The organism is Sphingobacterium sp. ML3W (assembly GCF_029542085.1).
GTDB lineage: Bacteria > Bacteroidota > Bacteroidia > Sphingobacteriales > Sphingobacteriaceae > Sphingobacterium.
This window is the reverse complement of sequence record NZ_CP107036.1, coordinates 1,762,814-1,782,095: the sequence shown is the minus strand read 5'-3', so window position 1 is coordinate 1,782,095 and position 19,282 is coordinate 1,762,814. Positions and strand designations below refer to the sequence as shown.

The 19,282-nt window shown below is 40.2% G+C and carries 15 protein-coding genes and 1 tRNA gene; 5 read left to right on the top strand and 11 right to left on the bottom strand.

What is annotated here, in order from left to right:
* Nucleotides 1–103 precede the first annotated feature (103 nt).
* The gene (locus OGI71_RS07645) at nucleotides 104–385 is read right to left on the bottom strand and encodes a GNAT family N-acetyltransferase (protein WP_120257873.1); all 282 of its coding nucleotides are present in this window, start codon (nucleotides 383–385) and stop codon (nucleotides 104–106) included.
* Between the two features lie 231 nt (nucleotides 386–616).
* On the opposite strand from OGI71_RS07645, the gene OGI71_RS07640 reads away from it, so the two are divergent.
* A complete protein-coding gene (locus OGI71_RS07640) occupies nucleotides 617–2,062 on the top strand; it encodes an exonuclease domain-containing protein (protein WP_282254804.1) in 1,446 nt (481 codons plus the stop codon).
* A gap of 613 nt (nucleotides 2,063–2,675) precedes the next feature.
* Here the strand turns inward: OGI71_RS07640 and OGI71_RS07635 are convergent.
* From OGI71_RS07635 to OGI71_RS07610, 6 genes are all read right to left on the bottom strand, one after another.
* Nucleotides 2,676–3,797, bottom strand: coding sequence for a heparan-alpha-glucosaminide N-acetyltransferase domain-containing protein (locus OGI71_RS07635; protein WP_282254802.1), 1,122 nt, complete (start codon nucleotides 3,795–3,797; stop codon nucleotides 2,676–2,678).
* A gap of 64 nt (nucleotides 3,798–3,861) precedes the next feature.
* Nucleotides 3,862–5,412 carry a RagB/SusD family nutrient uptake outer membrane protein gene (locus OGI71_RS07630; RefSeq protein ID WP_282254801.1) on the bottom strand — a complete coding sequence of 517 codons (1,551 nt, stop codon included), beginning with the start codon at nucleotides 5,410–5,412 and terminating at the stop codon, nucleotides 3,862–3,864.
* An 18-nt stretch (nucleotides 5,413–5,430) separates the two neighbouring features.
* Nucleotides 5,431–8,700, bottom strand: a complete 3,270-nt coding sequence (locus OGI71_RS07625; RefSeq protein ID WP_282254799.1) for a TonB-dependent receptor — start codon at nucleotides 8,698–8,700, stop codon at nucleotides 5,431–5,433.
* A gap of 36 nt (nucleotides 8,701–8,736) precedes the next feature.
* Nucleotides 8,737–9,876 (bottom strand): FecR family protein, encoded by a 1,140-nt coding sequence (locus OGI71_RS07620; protein WP_282254797.1) that lies wholly within the window; start codon nucleotides 9,874–9,876, stop codon nucleotides 8,737–8,739.
* Nucleotides 9,877–9,942: 66 nt separating this feature from the next.
* Nucleotides 9,943–10,500: an RNA polymerase sigma-70 factor gene (locus OGI71_RS07615; protein ID WP_282254796.1), complete on the bottom strand. Its 558-nt coding sequence runs from the start codon at nucleotides 10,498–10,500 to the stop codon at nucleotides 9,943–9,945.
* A gap of 734 nt (nucleotides 10,501–11,234) precedes the next feature.
* Complete coding sequence (locus OGI71_RS07610) at nucleotides 11,235–11,939, bottom strand: TIGR00730 family Rossman fold protein (protein ID WP_167457254.1); 705 nt, start codon at nucleotides 11,937–11,939, stop codon at nucleotides 11,235–11,237.
* A gap of 117 nt (nucleotides 11,940–12,056) precedes the next feature.
* Between OGI71_RS07610 and recR the strand changes: the two genes are divergently transcribed.
* Entirely contained in the window at nucleotides 12,057–12,671 is a 615-nt protein-coding gene (gene recR / locus OGI71_RS07605; RefSeq protein ID WP_120257865.1) for a recombination mediator RecR, read from the top strand.
* Here the strand turns inward: recR and OGI71_RS07600 are convergent.
* From OGI71_RS07600 to OGI71_RS07590, 3 genes are all read right to left on the bottom strand, one after another.
* Nucleotides 12,668–13,843: an oxygenase MpaB family protein gene (locus OGI71_RS07600; RefSeq protein WP_282254794.1), complete on the bottom strand. Its 1,176-nt coding sequence runs from the start codon at nucleotides 13,841–13,843 to the stop codon at nucleotides 12,668–12,670. The genes recR and OGI71_RS07600 overlap by 4 nt on opposite strands.
* 61 nt (nucleotides 13,844–13,904) lie before the next feature.
* On the bottom strand, nucleotides 13,905–14,267 hold the full coding sequence (locus OGI71_RS07595; protein ID WP_282254793.1) for a hypothetical protein: 363 nt from the start codon (nucleotides 14,265–14,267) through the stop codon (nucleotides 13,905–13,907).
* A 3-nt stretch (nucleotides 14,268–14,270) separates the two neighbouring features.
* Complete coding sequence (locus OGI71_RS07590; RefSeq protein ID WP_282254792.1) at nucleotides 14,271–14,891, bottom strand: hypothetical protein; 621 nt, start codon at nucleotides 14,889–14,891, stop codon at nucleotides 14,271–14,273.
* Between the two features lie 187 nt (nucleotides 14,892–15,078).
* On the opposite strand from OGI71_RS07590, the gene OGI71_RS07585 reads away from it, so the two are divergent.
* The gene (locus tag OGI71_RS07585; protein WP_282254791.1) at nucleotides 15,079–16,332 is read left to right on the top strand and encodes an amidohydrolase; all 1,254 of its coding nucleotides are present in this window, start codon (nucleotides 15,079–15,081) and stop codon (nucleotides 16,330–16,332) included.
* A gap of 158 nt (nucleotides 16,333–16,490) precedes the next feature.
* On the opposite strand, the gene OGI71_RS07580 is transcribed toward OGI71_RS07585, so the two are convergent.
* The gene (locus OGI71_RS07580; protein WP_282254790.1) at nucleotides 16,491–17,087 is read right to left on the bottom strand and encodes a hypothetical protein; all 597 of its coding nucleotides are present in this window, start codon (nucleotides 17,085–17,087) and stop codon (nucleotides 16,491–16,493) included.
* Between the two features lie 526 nt (nucleotides 17,088–17,613).
* Here OGI71_RS07580 and OGI71_RS07575 point away from each other — a divergent pair.
* Nucleotides 17,614–17,676, top strand: a tRNA-Thr gene (locus OGI71_RS07575).
* 401 nt (nucleotides 17,677–18,077) lie between these two features.
* The gene (locus OGI71_RS07570) at nucleotides 18,078–19,175 is read left to right on the top strand and encodes a slipin family protein (RefSeq protein WP_282254789.1); all 1,098 of its coding nucleotides are present in this window, start codon (nucleotides 18,078–18,080) and stop codon (nucleotides 19,173–19,175) included.
* Nucleotides 19,176–19,282 lie beyond the last annotated feature (107 nt).

Sequence of the window (19,282 nt, the reverse complement as noted above, 5' to 3'; positions counted from 1 at the left end):
TGTATTTGGATAGGTCTTGGTGAAATAAGACTTGTCTAAATAATAAAAGCAGGTTAGATCTTTCTATGAAAGATCTAACCTGCTTTTATGTTTTTTCGTTGCACTAGAAAAGTACATCAGCCAACTCCGCTTCTTTGTCAAAGACTGACTTTGCAAAGGGACACAGGGGGAGGATTTTGAGATGTTCTTTTCGGGCAAAGGCTACGGCAGCCATCAATAGTTGTTTGCCTAATCCCTTGCCGGTATAGTTTTCGTTGACTTCGGTATGGTCAATGATAAACTTTGTTGGTCCAGCCCAGGTATATGTCATTTGTGCAGCTGATTTTCCTTGATCTACTACCTCAAAACTGCCATGTTTTTCGTCGTTTTTATGTACTACTTCCATTGATGATAATTTGATGTGTTATATAAAAGTATATCCAAAATAAACAAAATCTGGTCAACATTATCCTTGAATTGTTTATCCTATCGAATATTGCTGAAAATTGACCAAGTGATGTTAGGCTGATCGGGATTAATCAACGTTGTGCTAAGGGATGTCTGCTCTTTTTGCCAAATAAATGCTAAAATATATAGATATACTAAATATGTTAGTATATTTGTTTTAGGAATGACTATGAATCGGAGCAAAAAACAAGAGTTTGCCATTGTGGATATAGAAACCACAGGGGGTAATGCAAAATCCAGCCGGATTACTGAAATTGCAATCGTTATACACGACGGTAATCGCGTGCTGCATCGTTGGGAGACTTTGGTAAATCCAGGGGTTGAAATTCCGAATTCTATTTTTGCACTTACGGGTATCGACAATGACATGGTTGCGGATGCGCCATTATTTGAGGATGTTGCACCGGAAATTTATGCATTATTGAAAGATCGTGTTTTTGTTGCCCACAATGTTAATTTTGATTATTCCTTCATTCGTTTTCAGCTTCAGGAGGCCGGAATAGACTGGTCTTCCATTAAATTATGTACCGTACGCTATGCCCGTAAGATCAAACCGGGGCTTTTATCCTATAGTTTGGGACGTTTGTGTGATTACCTCGATATACCCATCGAAAATCGGCATCGGGCAGGTGGTGATGCCGATGCAACAGCGATTCTTTTCGCTTATCTTCGTGCGCTCGATACAACGCAGGTGTTTCAGGAAATGATCAAACATAAGGCGATCGATCAGCGGTTTCCGCCGCATTTAGATCGGAAGGAATTTGAGCAATTGCCAGATACCGCCGGTGTTTATTATTTTCATGATAGAAATGGGAAGGTGATCTATGTGGGGAAGGCGGTCAATATCAAGAAAAGGGTGTTATCCCACTTTACAGGTAACAATATTCAGGCGCAGCGACAAAATTTTTTAAAAGAGATCTATCACATTAGTTACGAGTCTTGTGGCACAGAACTGATGTCCCTGCTACTGGAATGTGCGGAGATTAAACGACTTTGGCCTAAATATAATCGGGCACTCAAACGGTATGAACCAAAATTTGGTTTGTTTTGCTATGAGGATCAAAATGGGTATCTCCATTTGGCAATAGGTAAAATGAATCGGATCCAAGACTGCATTCAATTATTTCAACGGGAATATGATGCCATTCAATTATTACAGTCCTTTATGAAAGAAGGAGAGATTAGCGCTCAGTTTTGTCATTTTGGCACTGCTAGTTTGGCAGCTAAATCCGTCAGTCGAGCTGATTTGCCTGACAAAGCACTGCATAATACACGTGTGGAGCGTTGTATTGATGAATGGTTAAAACAAAGGCCATCTTATGTATTTATAGATAAGGGGCGGAGTATAGAAGAAAAGAGCTGTATTGTCATTGAAAATGGCCGGTTTTATGGCATGGGCTATATTGATCTATATGGTCAATATGCTGATTTAGCAGATATCAGAACCCAGGTAAAAGTTTATCCAAGCAATCATTATATGATGGAGCTGGTCAGGCAAATGGCTGAACGCTATCCCAATAAGGTGCATTTTCTGACTCAAAATCCGGCTGGGCTTATAGCTGCTGAACCTGACACTGATTATGACAAAATTGCCACAGACAAGCTCTTCCAATAAGTTGATCTATTATTCGATAATATAGTCAGGCGATCCGGAAAGGGGAGATTCGTCATATCAATCTCAGCAATTTGTTAAAAAAATGTGAAATATAAAATCGACACTCTTTTTGGTCTAATAGTTGAAATATTCCTTGTGTAGAATAATAAAAAAAGACTTTTCATAATTTAGGTTAATAATTGGTTAGTTAAGACCTGGGGCTCCCAACCTCAGGTCTTCTTTTTTATATACAGAGACAGCGTCTGTCGTTGCTCCTATAGATGGAAAGTGCTTGCGAGATGAAATTAGACCTTGTTCTTTTTGTTAAAAAAGCACTTTTGGCTATTTTATCTTGTAACAGTAATGGTTTGTATATCAAATTATTGTGATTTGTCCCCCCTTTTGTCCCCCCTTGTTTTTTTCTCTATAGGGTTAATTTGACTTACTTTAGTACATGCATACTGTAATGGCGGAATTAGTAAACAAATATGGGGCGTTTTCTAAAAGTAGCTACGGTATATCTTATCCATATCTTTATATATAAAAAGGGCCTAGGCCCTTTTTTTTTGTCGTTCTGCTGGAGCTGTCTACTTTGTAGACAGTAGAAAATACCGAATTTTTTTCTTCAATAAACCTAGATTTTGATGTAGATATTCTTTTTTCGGAGGAATAAGGCTACTAAACAATTGAGGAAAACAAAGAACAGGGCGAATAATACTGATCCCAGTGCTTGGTTTGTCCAGTTTCCAAATATCGCATGATAGCTAAAATCCCAGAGGTTTTGTTTTGTATTTGGTATCAAAATAAGGGCACATAGGCTGGGAACAATTCCACTCAGACAATAGATGAAAAGTGTGTTCTTACCAAAGTCGTCAAACACACTGTATAGCGGACCTTTGATCTTTAGAAATTCAATCAGATAAATTAACAGACTCAGAAAAGCTAAGGCTATCCCGGTTGTGAATAGGCAATAACTGCTGGTCCAGATCTTTTTATTGATGGGGAAGGCAAAAGACCATAAATATCCGGCTACAATCAAGGCCAGTCCCCAGGCAAATAGCCTGATCAACTCTTTCTTTCCCGCTAATCTTTGAATAATATATTTTCCGGTAATATAACCAAAAACAGTTTGACTGATTGCAGCGGGTGCGCTCCAGATATCTTCGGGATCAAATGCTTTACCTTCACCATGATAAAGGTGAGATGCACCGAAAAGCTTGACGTCGAAAGCCGTTCCAAACCATCCTTCCAAGCTATAGGGATCATTGGGGTTGGCTATATAGCAGATTAACCAATAGAAAAGTAGCAGAAAGATACTCGTGATAACGGCTCCCTTGTCTTTGAGGTAATAGATTAATAGTGCACTGCAAAAATAGCATAAGGCAATACGTTGTAAAACACCAAAGTAGCGGTATTTTTCCATGGGCAGCCACTCCAGCTGATGCTGGCTATTCCATTCCACAAAAGGGAAAATATTTAATAAGAAGCCGATCAGAAATAATAATAGAAATCTTTTGCTGATTTTTTTTAGAAATACCGCAGATGGGATTTCTTCTATTTTTTTTAAAGAGAAAGCCATTGAATTTCCTACGGCGAACAGGAAAAAGGGGAAAATAAGATCTGTAAATGTACAGCCATGCCAAGCGGAATGTTCCAGCTGCGGATATACATGGTGGTAATTTCCTGGATTATTGACCAGTATCATGGCTGCAACGGTAAATCCACGAAATATGTCTAATGATTTAAAGCGGTTCATAAATTGATGTAAAAAAGGCCGCTTTAGTAAATTCAGTTCAACTAAAGCGGCCTCGGGTTGGTCACTAATAGCCTGGATTTTGAGTCAGGCTAGGGTTTGCCTGCATTTCCAATAATGGTATTGGTAGTAGGAGGCTATTTTGGTTAAAATTATATTTTATTGGAGTAGGGGCACTTACATTTCCTTCGTTACAGGTAAACTTGAGCTCGTTCAGCTTGTTCATAACGTCCACCGTAACACCATAGCGATTTAGATCATCCCAACGTTGTCCTTCGAAAGCAAGTTCCAATCGGCGCTCATTGAGTATAATAGATTTCAGCTGACTTGCGTTGCCTGTTGTGATGTCGGGCAGCCCAGCACGGTGACGGATGATGTTAAGGGTATTCATTGCTTCGTTTGAATTGCCTAAGGCATTTAAAGCTTCAGCCTTTAACAAAACAATATCTGCCAGACGGAGCAGGTAGAAATGGTCTCCACTCTGAAAACTATTGGCGTGTTTTTGCTTGACATTAAAGGGGATTTTGGTATTGCTATCAGCACAAGGGTTCCAAAACTCATCAGCCCAAGGGACAGAAAAGAACCAGATATTGGCATTTTTTCGTTTGGTGTCACCCGCTTTGTCATAAGCATCTACAAGATCTTTAGAAGGAGTGCCATATCTGCGCCATTCATTTTCATTGATCAGTCCATTCCCATCCAGATCGGGGAAAAAGAAGGCACCTCCCCAACAACTTAAATTGGGACTTCCGGCAACATATGGGATTTCTATAATTGACTCATTGTTGTAGTTGTGTGCGCCATCAAAGAGGTCAGCATAGTTTTGAAGCAGCTGATAGCCACCTTTTCCGTTAATTACTGCATTTGCATATTGGAGAACCTTGTTGTAATCCCGATCCGGGCGCTGTGCCCATATCTTGGTCAGGAGGGCATTTGCGGCACCTTTTGTTGCGCGAACTTTGTCGATGGAAGGTTGGCCAAATCCGTTTGGTAGATTGTTTACGGCAACTTGTAAATCCGAATCTATAAAGTCATAAACCTCTTCTACAGTTGATCTTTTGATACGGATGACTTCTGGGTCTGTGCTGTTCGAGTGTTTTTCCAGTGGAACACCACCATATAATTTGACCAGCTGGTAGTAATGGAAAGCTCTCAAAAAGGAGGCTTCCCCTAAAATTTGTTTACGCCGCTCTTCTGAAAAGGTGGGGTCAGTGACTTTTCCCACATTGTCAATGACAATATTACATTTTGAAATGGCTCCATATAATTCTTCCCAGTCCCTGCGTACCATATCATTGGTATTGGTGATGGTGTTGAAATCAATTTGCCCAAAGTCAATCTCGCCACCACCCGCAGCGTGTGCATTGTCAGAGCGGATATCAGTTTGTAAAATCATCTCCCATTGGTAGTAATTGGCATTACTTCCTGGTCTTGTGCCATTTCCGATGAATGAGTTGTAAGCGCCATTCATCGCTTTTTCGATATTATCACCTGTCAGGTAAGCATTTTCACTGGTTACGGTAGATGTTGGTTGTACATCCAAAAACTTCTTACAGGAAGTGAAGGATAGGGATGCCATTAAGGCTATTGTGAGCGACGTATATAGATTAGATCTCATGTTATTCAAATTAAATGGTTAAAAGGTTAAGTTTAAACCAACAATAAAGGTGCGTGCCTGTGGTGAAGTACCGAAATCAATACCCGGAGACATATTGGAGCTCACAGCTTCTTGATTGGTTGCACTGTACATACTGACCTCGGGATCCAAACCGGAGTACTTGGTAAAAGTCAATAGGTTTTCACCGGTCACATAGAAACGCAGCTTATTAATTTTCCATTTCTCCAGGACCTGTTTGGGTATGGTATAGCCGAGTGTTAGCGATTTTAATCGGAGGTAGGATCCCTTTTCAACAAATCGGGAAGAGATTTTGGTGTTGTAATTATCCTCCGTGGTGTTTAAATCGGGACGTGGCATCGTGCTGTTTTTATTTGTTGGACTCCAGCGGTTAAGGACTGCTGCACTTTGGTTTCGAGGCTCCCACATACCTTCTGTATAAATACGTGTTGCATTGAGGATGTCGTTACCCTGTACACCTTGCAAGAAAAAAGATAAATTAAAGTTCTTGTAACTGAAATCGTTTGTCATCCCGTAAGAAAATTTAGGTGTGGCATTACCAATAACAGCCATATCGCTCGTCTGAAGGCCTGCATCGGGATCAGCCATCTGATAGATCATATCGCCGGTTTCTGGATTGACACCCTTGGCTACGTAACCCCAGAAGGTACCTAAAGCAAGACCTTCTTTGGCGATGGTACTGTTTCCACGACCGTCGATATCACCATCGTAATAGGTGCCGCCATCAATATTCAGAACTTTGTTGCGATTGAGACCAAAGGTTAGGGTTGTATTCCATTTGAAGTCCTGGACAAAATTCCGGCTACTTAATTCAAATTCAAAACCTTTGTTCTGTAGATCGCCAAGGTTCCTGAGGACTTTGGCATATCCCGAACTATAAGGTACACGCGAATCAAGTAAAAGTCCTACTGTTTTCTTTGCGTAATAGTCTGCCGCAATAGTCAATCGGGAGTTTAGAAAGCTCGCATCAAGACCAATATCTGTCTGGTTAGTTGTTTCCCATTTCAAGCTGGGGTTGTCCAGCGTGATTGGTGTGTAGCCCGGTACAACCTGATCACCAATGACGTACGATCCTGTCACATCTATTAAGCCAAGATAGGCGAAGGCCGGTATCTGGCTGTTTCCGACTTTACCCCAGCTTGCTCTGATCTTTAAATCGTTGACTGTATTTTTCCAGGCTTCGAAGAAACCCTCATTTGATATGCGCCAGCCTGCTGAAAAGGAAGGGAAATAGCCCCAGCGGTTGTTGGGGCCAAATACCGAAGATGCATCTGCTCTTAAATTGGCCGTGAATAAATAGGTGCTATTATAATCATAACCGATTTTGGCGATACCAGAAACAGTCGTAATTACAGCATCCTTTGCAGTAGGCATCCTTGTAATCATCGATCCGCCATTAACGGTATGGATCGCTGGATTGGCGAAGTTCTGCGTACTTATACTTGAACCTGTTGTTTGTGTTTTGGTGGTAATATACCCCAATAAACCGGTGAAGTGATGTTTTTCATTGAATGTCTTATCATAGTTTAGGGTGTTTTCAGACATCCAATACTGATTATCCTGCTGGTCGAGCTGGGCCATTCCCTTATATTTCCGGCCTTCGGTAGTACGAAATGGATCGACAAAACTACGGTATTGGTTGTTGTATTTCTCGTAGCCAAATAAAGTTTTGAATTTTAGTTCAGGGAGGATATTCGCCTCAGCAAAGATATTTCCGGTAAATCTATTGTTGACATAAGAATGTTCATTTCCGGTAGCCAATGCAACAGGATTATCAAGATCTGTATAAAAAGGGTCTACGGTAAATGCACCCTTGTCACCGTAGATTCCAATCACTGGGGAACCTAAATAAGCATTCATAATAACACCATTCCGTGTATTTTCGGGAATATCCACATCATACCAGCGGTTATAAGACATGCTCGTTCCTACTTTGAATATCTTGTTGATCTGATGATCGAGATTGACTTTGAAATTGACTTTGTTAACTGTATTTGTAATCACGGTACCATTATCTTTCTGATACGATCCTGAGATGTAAAACCCGGTCTTTTCATCACCACCACGTACAGAGGCCTGATATTTTTGGCTATGCCCCATGCGGAACAATTGGTCTGGCCAATTGGTGTCGGCTGAATATTTGGACCAATCGGCTGTTTCTCCAACTTCGGTCATCAGATCTTTGTATTGCGCAGCATTTAATACCTTTGGTCTTTTCCAGATTGTTGAAAAACCCTGATAAGTTTCGAAATTTACTAATGTTTTGCCATTATTCCCCCGTTTGGTTGTAATGAGGACGACGCCATTGGCACCCGAAGAACCGTAGACAGCTGCGGATGCGGCATCTTTTAACACCGAGATGCTCTGTATATCTGAAGGGTTGAGTTCGGAGATATTTTCTGTAGGAACACCATCCAGAATATACAAGGGGTTGCTACCGGCCGTGATTGTCGACGTTCCGCGTACACGGATAGAGAAACCAGCCTGTGGCTGACCCGAGGATTTGACGATTTCTACTCCAGCCATTTTCCCTTCCATGGCACTAGCTAACTGGGTTACCGGTCTGTCTTCAATATCCTTTGTGTTCATGGTAGCAATCGCTCCAGTAATATCTTTCTTCTTCTGAGTTCCAAAACCTATCACAACGATCTGTTCCAATTGGTTATTTGCCGTTTTCAGTTGAACCGTCAAGGGGTTGCTGTTGCTGATCGTATTATTTACCGTTTCATAACCTACAGAACTAAAGCTTAGTTGTTGTGTCGGTGCGCCTTCTATACTAAACTCGCCTTTACTGTTGGTTTCGGCCTGACGGCCATTATCTATATTTCGGATGGTGACGCCCGCTAGCGGTTTTCCGTCCATATCAACAACTTTCCCTTTGATCAGCTGTTGGACAGTCTGATTATTTGCCTGGGCTATATCAATTTTCCTCTTTAATACGATGGTGTTGTTGACGATTTTGTACGAATACGATAGTTCTTTTAGGTTGTCATTCAAAATCTCTTCAATGGAGCCGTCCGTATGATGGATCAGAATCTTTTGATTGTCATTGATCTGAGAATTGTCGTAAAGAAATACGTAGGAACTTTGCCGTTCGATTTCTCGCGCAAACTTTGCTAATGTATATTCTTTGTCATGTAATTTAATTTTGGATTGACTCACCAAGGCGATAGCCTTGTTATTTACAGTCGCTAGGCACTGGATGGCCAGTAGGGCACCAAATAGTTTTGCCCGTTTATGCGCAAAATGATTCGTTGTAACTTTATACATAATTTAGTTGGTAAATGTGTTCTATATTTTTATACGTTAGAGTTCTACTTCAATTTTGTTGTTTTTTAATTGGCATTTAATATCTAGGAAGTTGAGTGTTTCAATCAATTGTTGCGCGGTGGAGTTGCGTTTTATTTTTCCGGTCAGTTCACGTTTTTCATTGGTTCCTTTGTAGATGATATCCACATTATACCAACGTTTTATAGCGGACAGGGCTTCCTTGACCGGTGTAGATTCGAAATAGAAGAAGCCATTTTTCCAGGCTATCGCTTCTTCAATGTTCACGTCCTGGACAAGTAAATTGTTATTCCTGCTGAGTGCAGCCTGTCCTGGTTTTAACATCTTGGATCGACCAGATTGTGTCACCTGTACTGAACCTTCGACAAGGGTGGTCCTGTTGTTCTCATTCGGATAAGACTGTACATTAAAATGCGTTCCGAAAACCCGGATGATCTGCTGGTCTGCATTGACGTAGAAAGGTTTTTTCTTGTCTGGTGTAATCTCAAAATAAGCTTCACCGGACAATGTTACCTCCCTGTTGTTGGATGCGAAAGTCTCGGGAAAGGTCAATTTAGAGCCAGCATTTAACCATACCTTACTGCCATCTGCAAGTATGATATTATATTCTGTACCAATCGGTGTTTCTATGGTATTTGTTCTATGACCAGGATTACTGTTACCGGCTGTAAACTGATATTGAACCGTACCTTCGGCAGTCGTCGTGATCTTTACCTTTGCATCTTGATGGAGAATATGCTGTTTATTGTCGGATAGATCTATTTTGGTTCCATCTGCTAAGGTTAATACAGCAGCTTTTGTCCCAGGATGAACCTCTTTTTGAACTGTAGCTATTTTCGTTACTTGCTCATAGCCCGTGTGCTGTACGAGATAAAGCGGAAGTCCAAATAGGAGTAACAATGCAGCAGCAATTCCAGCCAATTTGTACCATCTGGAAATCGGTTTGATTTTGGAGCTTTCTATTTGCTGTTTGATATTCGAAAATAAACGTTCCTTAAGCTCTTGCTCACTTGTTGCGATTTGCTCGGGAATAGGGAGGGGTTCTTCACTATTTTCTTTATACCATTGCAGTAAATACGTCTCTTCTTCTTCCGTACAGGTGCCTTGAAGCCATTTATAAGCTAATTGCTTAATTTCAAATTGATTGTTATCAACCATATTTAGGGGTTATTTTCTATATAGTTCCCGAAATATGGAGGTACCCTGACAGCCGGGTAGAAAAAATTATAAAGTAATCAGAAATCGCTGAATACCAGTGCGTATTTTTTTTAGGGCACGACTTAATTGGGTTTCAACTGTCTTCACGGAGATATCAAGTTCATCCGCAATTTGTTTGTAAGTCAGTCCTTGTTCACGGGATAGTTTGAAAACAAGCTGGCATTTCTCGGGTAAGGTTGAGACAACTTGTTCCAACCGGGCCCGCAATTCCTCAAATTGAAGCCAATCTTCGGTGGAGTTATCAAAATCCACCCAATCATTATCCTGCTGAAAGGCTTCTCGTTTATAACGCTGTGCCAGATATTTAAAGACCTTGTATTTCACAGCGACAGCGAGATAGGAGGAGACGTTGCTCTCTATATGCAATTGCTGTCTTCGGAGCCAAATAGAAGTGAAGATATTCTGAACGATTTCCTGTGCATCCTCCAGCGAATCTGTTTTTCGGGCAGCCTGATAGTAGAGCTTCTTCCAGTAGCGCTCATACAATGCTTCAAAAGCGATATTATCATCCTGTTGAATCAATAGAATCAACTCTTCATCCGAATGGCTCCCACTATCTTTCATCTGAGACAATAATCTGTTTTTCTTCGGTTATGTTATCTGACTATATAATTTGTGTTGTAAATGTAGTTACTAAATTAGGAATATTCCAATTTTTAAAATTAATATTGCCAGCCCAATTGTATAAGGTATTGTCTGTTTTGGCCTCTCGGACTATAGTTCGTTTTTCAGTAAATAAGCTAGACGTTGAGCTTGGTTAGAAGATCTGAAAGGATGAATAATCGTTGCGGTGGACGCTGCTCTTATATACAGCTGAATGCGCTTTATTGTGTTAGGTTTGGTTATCTAGTAGTTAAAATGGATAAAGGCGTCAATTTTTGTATTTTATCTGTTTTCAGTAGTCTAATACCTCGTTTAAAGCACTGTTAAAGTACATTTCGTTTTGTAACAAAATGGTACTTTATCTGTGCTTTATCTGTACTTAAGAGGTACTATATCCGTACTGGGGAAGTGAGACCGCTATATACCTGCATCGAACGAACTGATAGGTTGTGCTTTTTTTTAACTGATGTATTTGAAATATTTCTTTTTGTTTAAGGTTAAAATGCTATTTATTTATGCCTGACAAACACGAAGTGAAGTAGTCGTCAATGCGAAAAAAAAGCTTTAATGCTAGGATAGGCCTGATTTTCATTAGGATGGAAGGCTGCAGATAGATGGCGTGTGCATGAAAACACAAAAAGAGTATCCAAATTATTTAGATACTCTTTTTTGTGTTTTATTTAATGTTATAGCGATTAGAAGTTTGGTTTCAACAGATATTTATCATAGAAACGGAAGATATGATCTGCTGCTTCTTCAGCTGTATCAACGATGCGATAAAGTTTGAGATCTTCTTCACTGATATATTTGTTTGATAACATGGTATTTTGCACCCAGTCCATAAGGCCTTTCCAGTACTCCGAACCAACCAATACAATTGGGAAGCGGGCAATCTTACCTGTTTGAATCAAGGTAATCGCTTCAAAGAGTTCATCCATTGTTCCAAAGCCACCAGGCATAACGATATAACCTTGGGAGTATTTCATAAACATTACTTTTCGTACAAAAAAGTATTTGAACTCAAGTAGTTTATCCCGATCAATATATTTGTTGTGAAATTGTTCAAATGGAAGTTCAATATTCAAACCCACGGATTTTCCGCCAGACTCATAAGCACCTTTATTCGCAGCTTCCATAATCCCCGGGCCACCTCCAGATATAATACCATATCCACGTTCAGTTAGTAGCGCGGCGATATCTACAGCCATTTGGTAATATTTGTGTTCACGTGGTGTGCGTGCCGAACCAAATATGGATACACAGGGGCCAATTTTAGCCAATTTTTCAAACCCGTCCACAAATTCTGACATGACTTTAAAAATCTGCCATGAATCTTTAACCTTAATTTCCTGCCATGTTTTGTTCTCAAAAGCGCGGATAATTTTATCTTCTTTTGTAATGTCCATATATAACGTTATACATTTAATTTCTAAAACCCATTTTTTTTCAAAAAGGAATACAATATAGCTATTTTTTTAATACTAGCTACTTTTTGCGATTATTCTTACATTTGCATTATGAATTTTTCTTCTAAACTTCTTGAGAACGCGGTTGCGGAATTTGGTAAATTACCGGGTGTGGGACAAAAGACAGCCCTAAGGCTGGTCTTGCATTTATTGAAGCAATCCGATCCCGAGGTGGCCCGTTTTACGGCGTCCATCGACCGTTTGAAAGAAGATATTCAATATTGCCAGGAATGTTTTAATATTTCGGATCATGCGACCTGTGAAATATGTGGATCGTTTAAACGTGAAAAGAGCCTCATCTGCGTGGTGGAAGATACACGTGATGTTATGGCCATTGAAAACACAAATTCTTACCAAGGTGTTTATCATGTATTAGGGGGGCTGATTTCGCCAATGGACGGAATAGGTCCTGCTGACCTTAAAATTGAAGGACTACTCAACCGTATTCAACGAGGTGGTGTTGAGGAGGTTATTTTAGCGCTTTCAGCAACGATGGAAGGGGACACAACCATCTTTTATCTGTACCGGAAATTGCGCGAGTTCAATATCAAGATTACAACAATCGCGCGCGGTATCGCATTTGGAGGTGAATTGGAATATGTCGATGAGCTCACCTTGGGCCGGTCAATCGCAACCAGGGTACCTTACGAGCGTCATGTTGGCTAGTTGTATTTCAAATAGATCTGTTTGACTCCCTCATGGACTTTTCGGCCTTTCCGTATTTGTTGTTGCCTAACCTCATCCTTTAGGATCTGGCTATTTTCTTTTTTGTTTTTAAGAATGTTGAAGTAGGCAATCTTACCGATCGTTGTCTTTTCCAGTCCCAATAGGTTGCAGGAGTAATTTCCTAGGAGATAGTTGTTATAGTACAAATGTACCTCCCGCATTAATTTTCTGCCAAACTTGCTTGTCGGGTAAGCTGCATGTACGGGTTCTTCCATAAGGGCCCGGGCTAATGCAATGCTGTCCTGATCGCCTTCTTTTTGGGTCATGGTCCAATAGTATAGGGCTTTGATGGCTTCTTCCTCCGTGTCTGGAAGCAGATCCAATGGAATACCCAATAAGCTCCCGATATACTTCCAAAGGTGCATAATTCCATTTATTTCGCTTTCTAATAAAATGAATTTCATTTGTTTAAGCCCTATTAGATAAACTAATGAAAAACCTAAGTTTGTTGCCAGCATATCCCACGTATTTAAAGGGATACCCCATTTGTCAGTGTCCCAATCGCCATGTTTCAATATATTCAAGCGAGCGAAGGAATGGATACATCGCGTCAATAAAATGGCTTCAAAGCCAATACCACCTTTTCGTAATGCCTGGTCTGCGGTGATGTCGACCCAAAATGTTACCGTCTCGGTTAAGCGTTTGACAGCACCTTTTTTAAGTGCTCCAGTAAAAATCAAGGGTTTGTTGATCGCGCTGGATTCATAACCACCCATGAGACAATAATCACGTAGTACAATGAGTCCAGTCAATCCTGAGCGCTGACTGAGCGCAATTCCCTGTTGTAATTTCTGCCAATCGATCCATTGAGGCTCTATAGTCAAGGTGTTCATAAAATCCGAAATCAGTTTATCGTAAACGCTTTCGATAGCTTTGCCCTGCAGGTAATCCCGAATCAATTGTTGCCCTTTTGTAAAGCCAATTTTTAGATGTAAATGTTCAACCAGTCGGTCGCAGGCCTCATCGTATTGATATAACAATGGAATATATTGATCCGCATCAGCCAGATTTGGTTTATTGGGCAACTTATCTAGTAACTTAGCACCGATACCCTTGGTCCAATAATAGGAAAAGGAGGTTGTGTTAATTTTATAGCGCTCGGGTTTTTTCATTTTTGAATGGGATACCTAACTTGGAATCAACTGATTTGTTATCGATTTTAAATGGGGAAATTTATTGAATTGTCCATAGTGTATAACTTCCTGTTGTATAGATTTTTTTATCTTCTTTTGTAAAGTTAAAATCCATATAATCTGTCTGGCATGAAGAGGTGTCGCTACAGCAGAATTGTCGGGAAATTTTGAAATGAAGGCGAAAGGAACCCTTTAGCGTCATGCGATCAAAGACAATATTGCTGATGCTAAAATCTGTCAGTGTCGGAGCACCATCTTGATCATCGAGCTGACCAACAACATGATCATCAATGAGTCGCTGCTGTTCGGTGCCTAATAATTTTGAGAATTGTATTGGATCGTTTCGCAGCGATTCAAAGTTGCTGTCTTCTGTTATTGTTAATTGTATGCTGATGTCTGCCATGTCTTAATATACATTAAATGTTCTCCAGTTGGGGATGTACAAGTTATAGATCGCTTCTGACTCATTCTTGTTTTTTTTGGAGAATTTACAAAATGCTGCTAAAACAACCAGATTAATCTGTTCTTTATCAAAATCAATCAATCGGGATGAAAAATAGATTTCATTGCCCTTGATTTTATAATTCCTGGTAGATAGCTTGCCTATACGGATTGCTGAAATTGCGTAGTTGTCCAGCTGTTCTTCCCAATAAGTTATCCTTTTGATCAGTTCATTGTATAACAATTCCTGACTCCAGGGCTTGAGCAACTTGAGTGTATTTACAATCTTTCGTTGGTGAACGCAGATACTGCTTGATTTAAGTTCAATAACAGGTGCCGCTGAGGTATGAAAAACCTTAACCAGATAGGGTTTTGTAAATAAATGATAGGGATTTTCCAGGTAGGAATAGGACTGATCATGTCCGGAAGGTGTTGGCGGATGGAGTCTGATATATTGCTTGAGGGAGGCAATATCATAAAAAGGCGGTGCATACACACGAAAGGGGGAATCTGTCCCTTGAATTTGGATATAATCTTTGTCCCAACTGACTATTTCATAAAAATTGTGATCAATTTCAATCTGCATATTACGAAAGTGGTGTTTTATAAAACGAGTTCAAAGTAACTATATTTTTATATTAAACACAGGATTAAGAGAAAATTCATGCAGACTTGATATTTTCGACCACAGCCATAATATTTACAAATGTTGTGATAATATCTACAAAGCAAAAGGGGCTAAATAGCTTAGCTTTGAAAAAAATGATATTTTCATGAATGAACTCAATCAGCACAGCGAACAGTATACATTAGAAAATGTACGATTGGAAACAGGTTTTCTCTATCGTGAAGGGAAAATTGTTGGAACTGATACGGCACTCTTTACGGTAACAATAGCGGGCGGTAAGATAAAGGAAATTCGGCCGGGTCAGACTACAGTTGGCTCTGGTGGATTTGATGCGAAGGGAAAATTGGCATTACCCGCCTTTAGGGATATGCACATCCATTTGGATAAAACCCTTTATGGTCTACCTTGGAAGGCTGTATTTCCTAAAAATAGAACCGTGAAGGATATGATTGCCCGCGAGCAGGAAATTATTCCGGAACTGCTTAAAACCTCGGTGGAAAGGGCTGAAAAGCTAATCATGTTGCTACAGGGTTACGGAACTAATTTTGCAAGAACACATTTTAATGTCGATCCAACCTCTGGCAGCAAATCATTAGCAAATCTATTGCGGGCATTGGAACATGTGAAAGATTCCTTTGGCGCAGAATTGGTTGCTTTCCCACAACATGGCTTATATTATACGGACTCCGCTGGGCTGATGAAGGAAATTGCCGCTTGGGATAAGGTTGATTTTATAGGTGGTCTAGATCCCTATAGTATCGATGGAAGTATCGAAAAACCCTTGGACTTGACTGTTCAGTTAGCTTTGGACAACAAAAAGGGAATCGATATCCATCTGCATGAGGGGGGTGAATCTGGTGTCAAAACGATCCATTACTTAATAGATAAAGTACTTGAGAATCCCGCACTGCAGGGACGGACATTTATCAGTCATGCTTTTGCATTGGGCTATATGTCTCAAAAAGATCTTCAATATACAGCTGAACGCTTGGCTTCCGCCAAGGTCGGTATTGCGAGTTCAGTCCCGTTTCGCAATATGCTGATGCCACTGCCTCAACTGCGGAAAGCAGGAGTGGAGGTACTTACCGGAAATGATAATGTACAGGATCACTGGGGGACCTTTGGTAGTGGAAATATGTTGCAAAAAGCAAACCTTGCTGCGCAACTCTATGGTTATGAGACGGAATTTGATCTGTCCCGTTGCCTACACTATGCGACAAATGGAAAATTACCTTTGGACGATAGTGGTCAACAAGTATGGCCAAAGGTAGGAGATGAAGCGAGTTTCCTATTGGTGGATGCAAGCTGCTCTGCTGAAGCTGTATCACGTATCTCAGCTGTCGATGGCCTACTGCACAAAGGGAATATCGTCAAGTGGAGCAATTCGCCCCAAATTTAATCGGCCTACACGCCCCATTTATTGTTTTATTATATTGCCACTTTTTATCCGTTAGTGATAAAAAGTGGCTTTTTTTGAATTGTCTGTCAGCTCGGTATACTGGTCAGAAAGAACCTTACGTTGATTATTCTGGCTGTGCTGCGGAAAGCACGAAGATTTTATTGTACAAAGCTTGTCTTGCAATAATCTATTTTATAGTTGCTGTTTTCAAGAACCAGCTGAACCTCATTTTGCGTTTTTATATTGTTACCATAATCTATAAATACGCTGTACTTGTCTGTGCTTAGCTTCTTTATTTCGACGGTATTAATGGCCAGGGCATCATCATTACCTCGGCCGAATAACCACATTTCCTGCGTGTAGAGCGGGTAAATTTTTCCCCACTTCGCTTTGTATCGCGCTTCCGCCTCCGGTAATTCTGCGTCTGTTAGATTGGAGGGGCCATAGATTTCATTGGCATCTGCTAAGAACTCCATAAAACGTGTCGTGCACAGGGCTTCTTCCTTGTCCAGATAATAACAATACTTCCCTGATTTATCATCATTGCAGTGAAAAATTCGCTCCAGCCATACTTTGGCTGGATCAAGATCTGTTGTTGACTTTACCTGATCGATGGCTTTGGCAGTATCAGCGCTACTTTTTGTTGTTAGGCTGTCGCCAGCGGGCTTTACAGTATTATTTTTAGGCTTTGAACCCGTGCAACTTGTGGCGACAAAATAGATAGCCAGTATAACCAATAATGTTTTTGCTCTCATTTAGTAAATTCCAATTAATTATAACGGTGTAAAAATAGCACTTATATCAGAAAGCTTTCTCATGGAAATCAGTGATATTTATTGTTATCTAATGATCATCTAGGCAAATCTCTCGTCTAGTCACTGTTAATCTACGCAATATAAATGCGCAATTTGGGCTCTAATTTTTAATGCTAATGTTTGTTTTTAAATTTTTATAGGTCATTATCAGTGTGTTGTATAAGTTTTTGTTATTTTATTTGTGTTTTATTTTATTGCGCAAATGGTCTGCACGTTAACAGAGCGATCTTTGTAATGTCAGCAATGATAAACGTTCTTTGATGAAACTAGCAAAATGCTTTTAAGATATGTACTTCTTTTTAGGAGAAGTATAAAAAAACTCTCATTCTTTGATTTGCATCCTAGTCTCCTGTTTCTGTATAGCAGGATAGTATTGTTCCCGATGGGACTCAATATACTGATAAGAAGAAGAGCATGAGAGAATGTTGCCACCAGGGTTGAAGGTTCGAATCCTTCCCTCGAAAGAGGTAGCTCAAGGGTAGAGCACGGCAGTTCCGTTGTAGGTCGCAGGTTCGACTCCTGCTCCTGAGCAATCAGGATAGTTCAGCTTGGTTAGAACAACAACTCAATCGTGTGGGTTCGAATCCCACTTCCATTTTCGGATGGAATAGCATAAGGGTATTGCACAGAATTTAGGTTCTGGTTTTGAAAGTTATACCTTCTTTAAAAAGGTTATTTAAATAAAGCTTGCTATAGTCTGTCCGGCACTGAGGAGAACTTCGTTTTTCTTCATGGCAGTCGGTGTGGAGCCCGTGATCGGGAACATCTCATACAGAGACGATACAGGATGAGCGTTGTCGTGGATCGCTAAGGCGACCATTTCGAACGCTTCTACGGTAAAGCTCCGTATGGGCTCTTTTTGATCCCGCTCGGCATTGATGGGCAGCTCATAGCAAATTTTGTCATTGGAAAATAGTATAAACAATAAATATGATGAAAAGAGTACAAGTAAATGTCAATGAAATTGGATTGGTGGTTAAAAATAACCAAGTTATCCGTGTATTGGAAGCCGGTAAGTACTGGTTGGGTTTCGGTGAAAAACTGGAGGTATACAATAGGGCAAATTCGTTTCCGTCTATCCATAACATTGATGTGCTCTTACAGGTGGAGGGCTTTCGTGAACTGGTGGATATTGTCGAAGTGGCGGATACGGCAATTGCGCTGGTTTTCTTAAACAATAATTTTGAAAAGACCTTGGCAGCAGGTAGACATGTGTTCTGGAAAGGGTTGCAAGTGCGTAAATTTCAGCTGGAGGATATTTCGGAGATCGAAATACCAGTTTCTGTCAACCGTCAATTGTTTGAAAAGCAAACGTTGGCTTATTATATCCGTCAATACAAAGTTGAACCAAATGAAAAAGGATTACTTTTTGTTGATGGCGTGTTTACAGAAATTTTGGATCCAGGAATGTATTATTGGTGGAAGAACGCAAAGACTATTGCGGTGTCAAAAGCAGATATGCGTGTGTTAACTTTGGATGTGGTAGGTCAGGAGATTCTATCGCGGGACAAAGCGCAAATACGGATCAATTTCACGTTGCAATATCAAATCGTTGATATCGTCAAAGCGCTGTTGGATAATAAGGAATATGAGAAGCAATTGTATGCTGTGATGCAATTAAATCTCCGGACATATATCGGTCAGATGACGCTGGATGAACTGATGGACAAGAAGACAGAGATAAGCACTTATATTTTGCAAAATACGATGGAGTATATTGCTGGATTAGGCTTACGTCTATTAAGTTGCGGAGTCAAAGATATTATTCTGCCAGGGGATGTCCGTGATATCATGAACCAGGTGTTGATCGCTGAAAAGCGCGCTCAGGCAAATATTATTATGCGCCGTGAAGAAACTGCTTCGACTAGAAGTTTGCTGAATACGGCAAAACTTATGGAGGAGAATGCAATGTTGTTTAAATTGAAGGAAATGGAGTATGTGGAGAAAATTGCCGAAAGGATCAATAACATCTCTATTTCGGGAAATGGGCAGATTGTAGATCAATTAAAGCAGTTGTTTGTGAAGTAACAACAAAGGTAAGTTAATAAAATTGAGGATAAAAGAGGTGCGGGTAGCAATTGTAAAGAGGTATTGCTACCTGCTTGGGATTGGAAAGATCCCCCTTGTTAAAAAAG

What these genes read in the sequence shown, in the direction of transcription:
- OGI71_RS07645 (WP_120257873.1), bottom strand. Translation starts at nt 385, where the DNA reads ATGGAAGTAGTACATAAAAACGACGAAAAACATGGCAGTTTTGAGGTA.
- OGI71_RS07640 (WP_282254804.1), top strand. Translation starts at nt 617, where the DNA reads ATGAATCGGAGCAAAAAACAAGAGTTTGCCATTGTGGATATAGAAACC.
- OGI71_RS07635 (WP_282254802.1), bottom strand. Translation starts at nt 3,797, where the DNA reads ATGAACCGCTTTAAATCATTAGACATATTTCGTGGATTTACCGTTGCA.
- OGI71_RS07630 (WP_282254801.1), bottom strand. Translation starts at nt 5,412, where the DNA reads ATGAGATCTAATCTATATACGTCGCTCACAATAGCCTTAATGGCATCC.
- OGI71_RS07625 (WP_282254799.1), bottom strand. Translation starts at nt 8,700, where the DNA reads ATGTATAAAGTTACAACGAATCATTTTGCGCATAAACGGGCAAAACTA.
- OGI71_RS07620 (WP_282254797.1), bottom strand. Translation starts at nt 9,876, where the DNA reads ATGGTTGATAACAATCAATTTGAAATTAAGCAATTAGCTTATAAATGG.
- OGI71_RS07615 (WP_282254796.1), bottom strand. Translation starts at nt 10,500, where the DNA reads ATGAAAGATAGTGGGAGCCATTCGGATGAAGAGTTGATTCTATTGATT.
- recR (WP_120257865.1), top strand. Translation starts at nt 12,057, where the DNA reads ATGAATTTTTCTTCTAAACTTCTTGAGAACGCGGTTGCGGAATTTGGT.
- OGI71_RS07600 (WP_282254794.1), bottom strand. Translation starts at nt 13,843, where the DNA reads ATGAAAAAACCCGAGCGCTATAAAATTAACACAACCTCCTTTTCCTAT.
- OGI71_RS07595 (WP_282254793.1), bottom strand. Translation starts at nt 14,267, where the DNA reads ATGGCAGACATCAGCATACAATTAACAATAACAGAAGACAGCAACTTT.
- OGI71_RS07590 (WP_282254792.1), bottom strand. Translation starts at nt 14,891, where the DNA reads ATGCAGATTGAAATTGATCACAATTTTTATGAAATAGTCAGTTGGGAC.
- OGI71_RS07585 (WP_282254791.1), top strand. Translation starts at nt 15,079, where the DNA reads ATGAATGAACTCAATCAGCACAGCGAACAGTATACATTAGAAAATGTA.
- OGI71_RS07580 (WP_282254790.1), bottom strand. Translation starts at nt 17,087, where the DNA reads ATGAGAGCAAAAACATTATTGGTTATACTGGCTATCTATTTTGTCGCC.
- OGI71_RS07570 (WP_282254789.1), top strand. Translation starts at nt 18,078, where the DNA reads ATGATGAAAAGAGTACAAGTAAATGTCAATGAAATTGGATTGGTGGTT.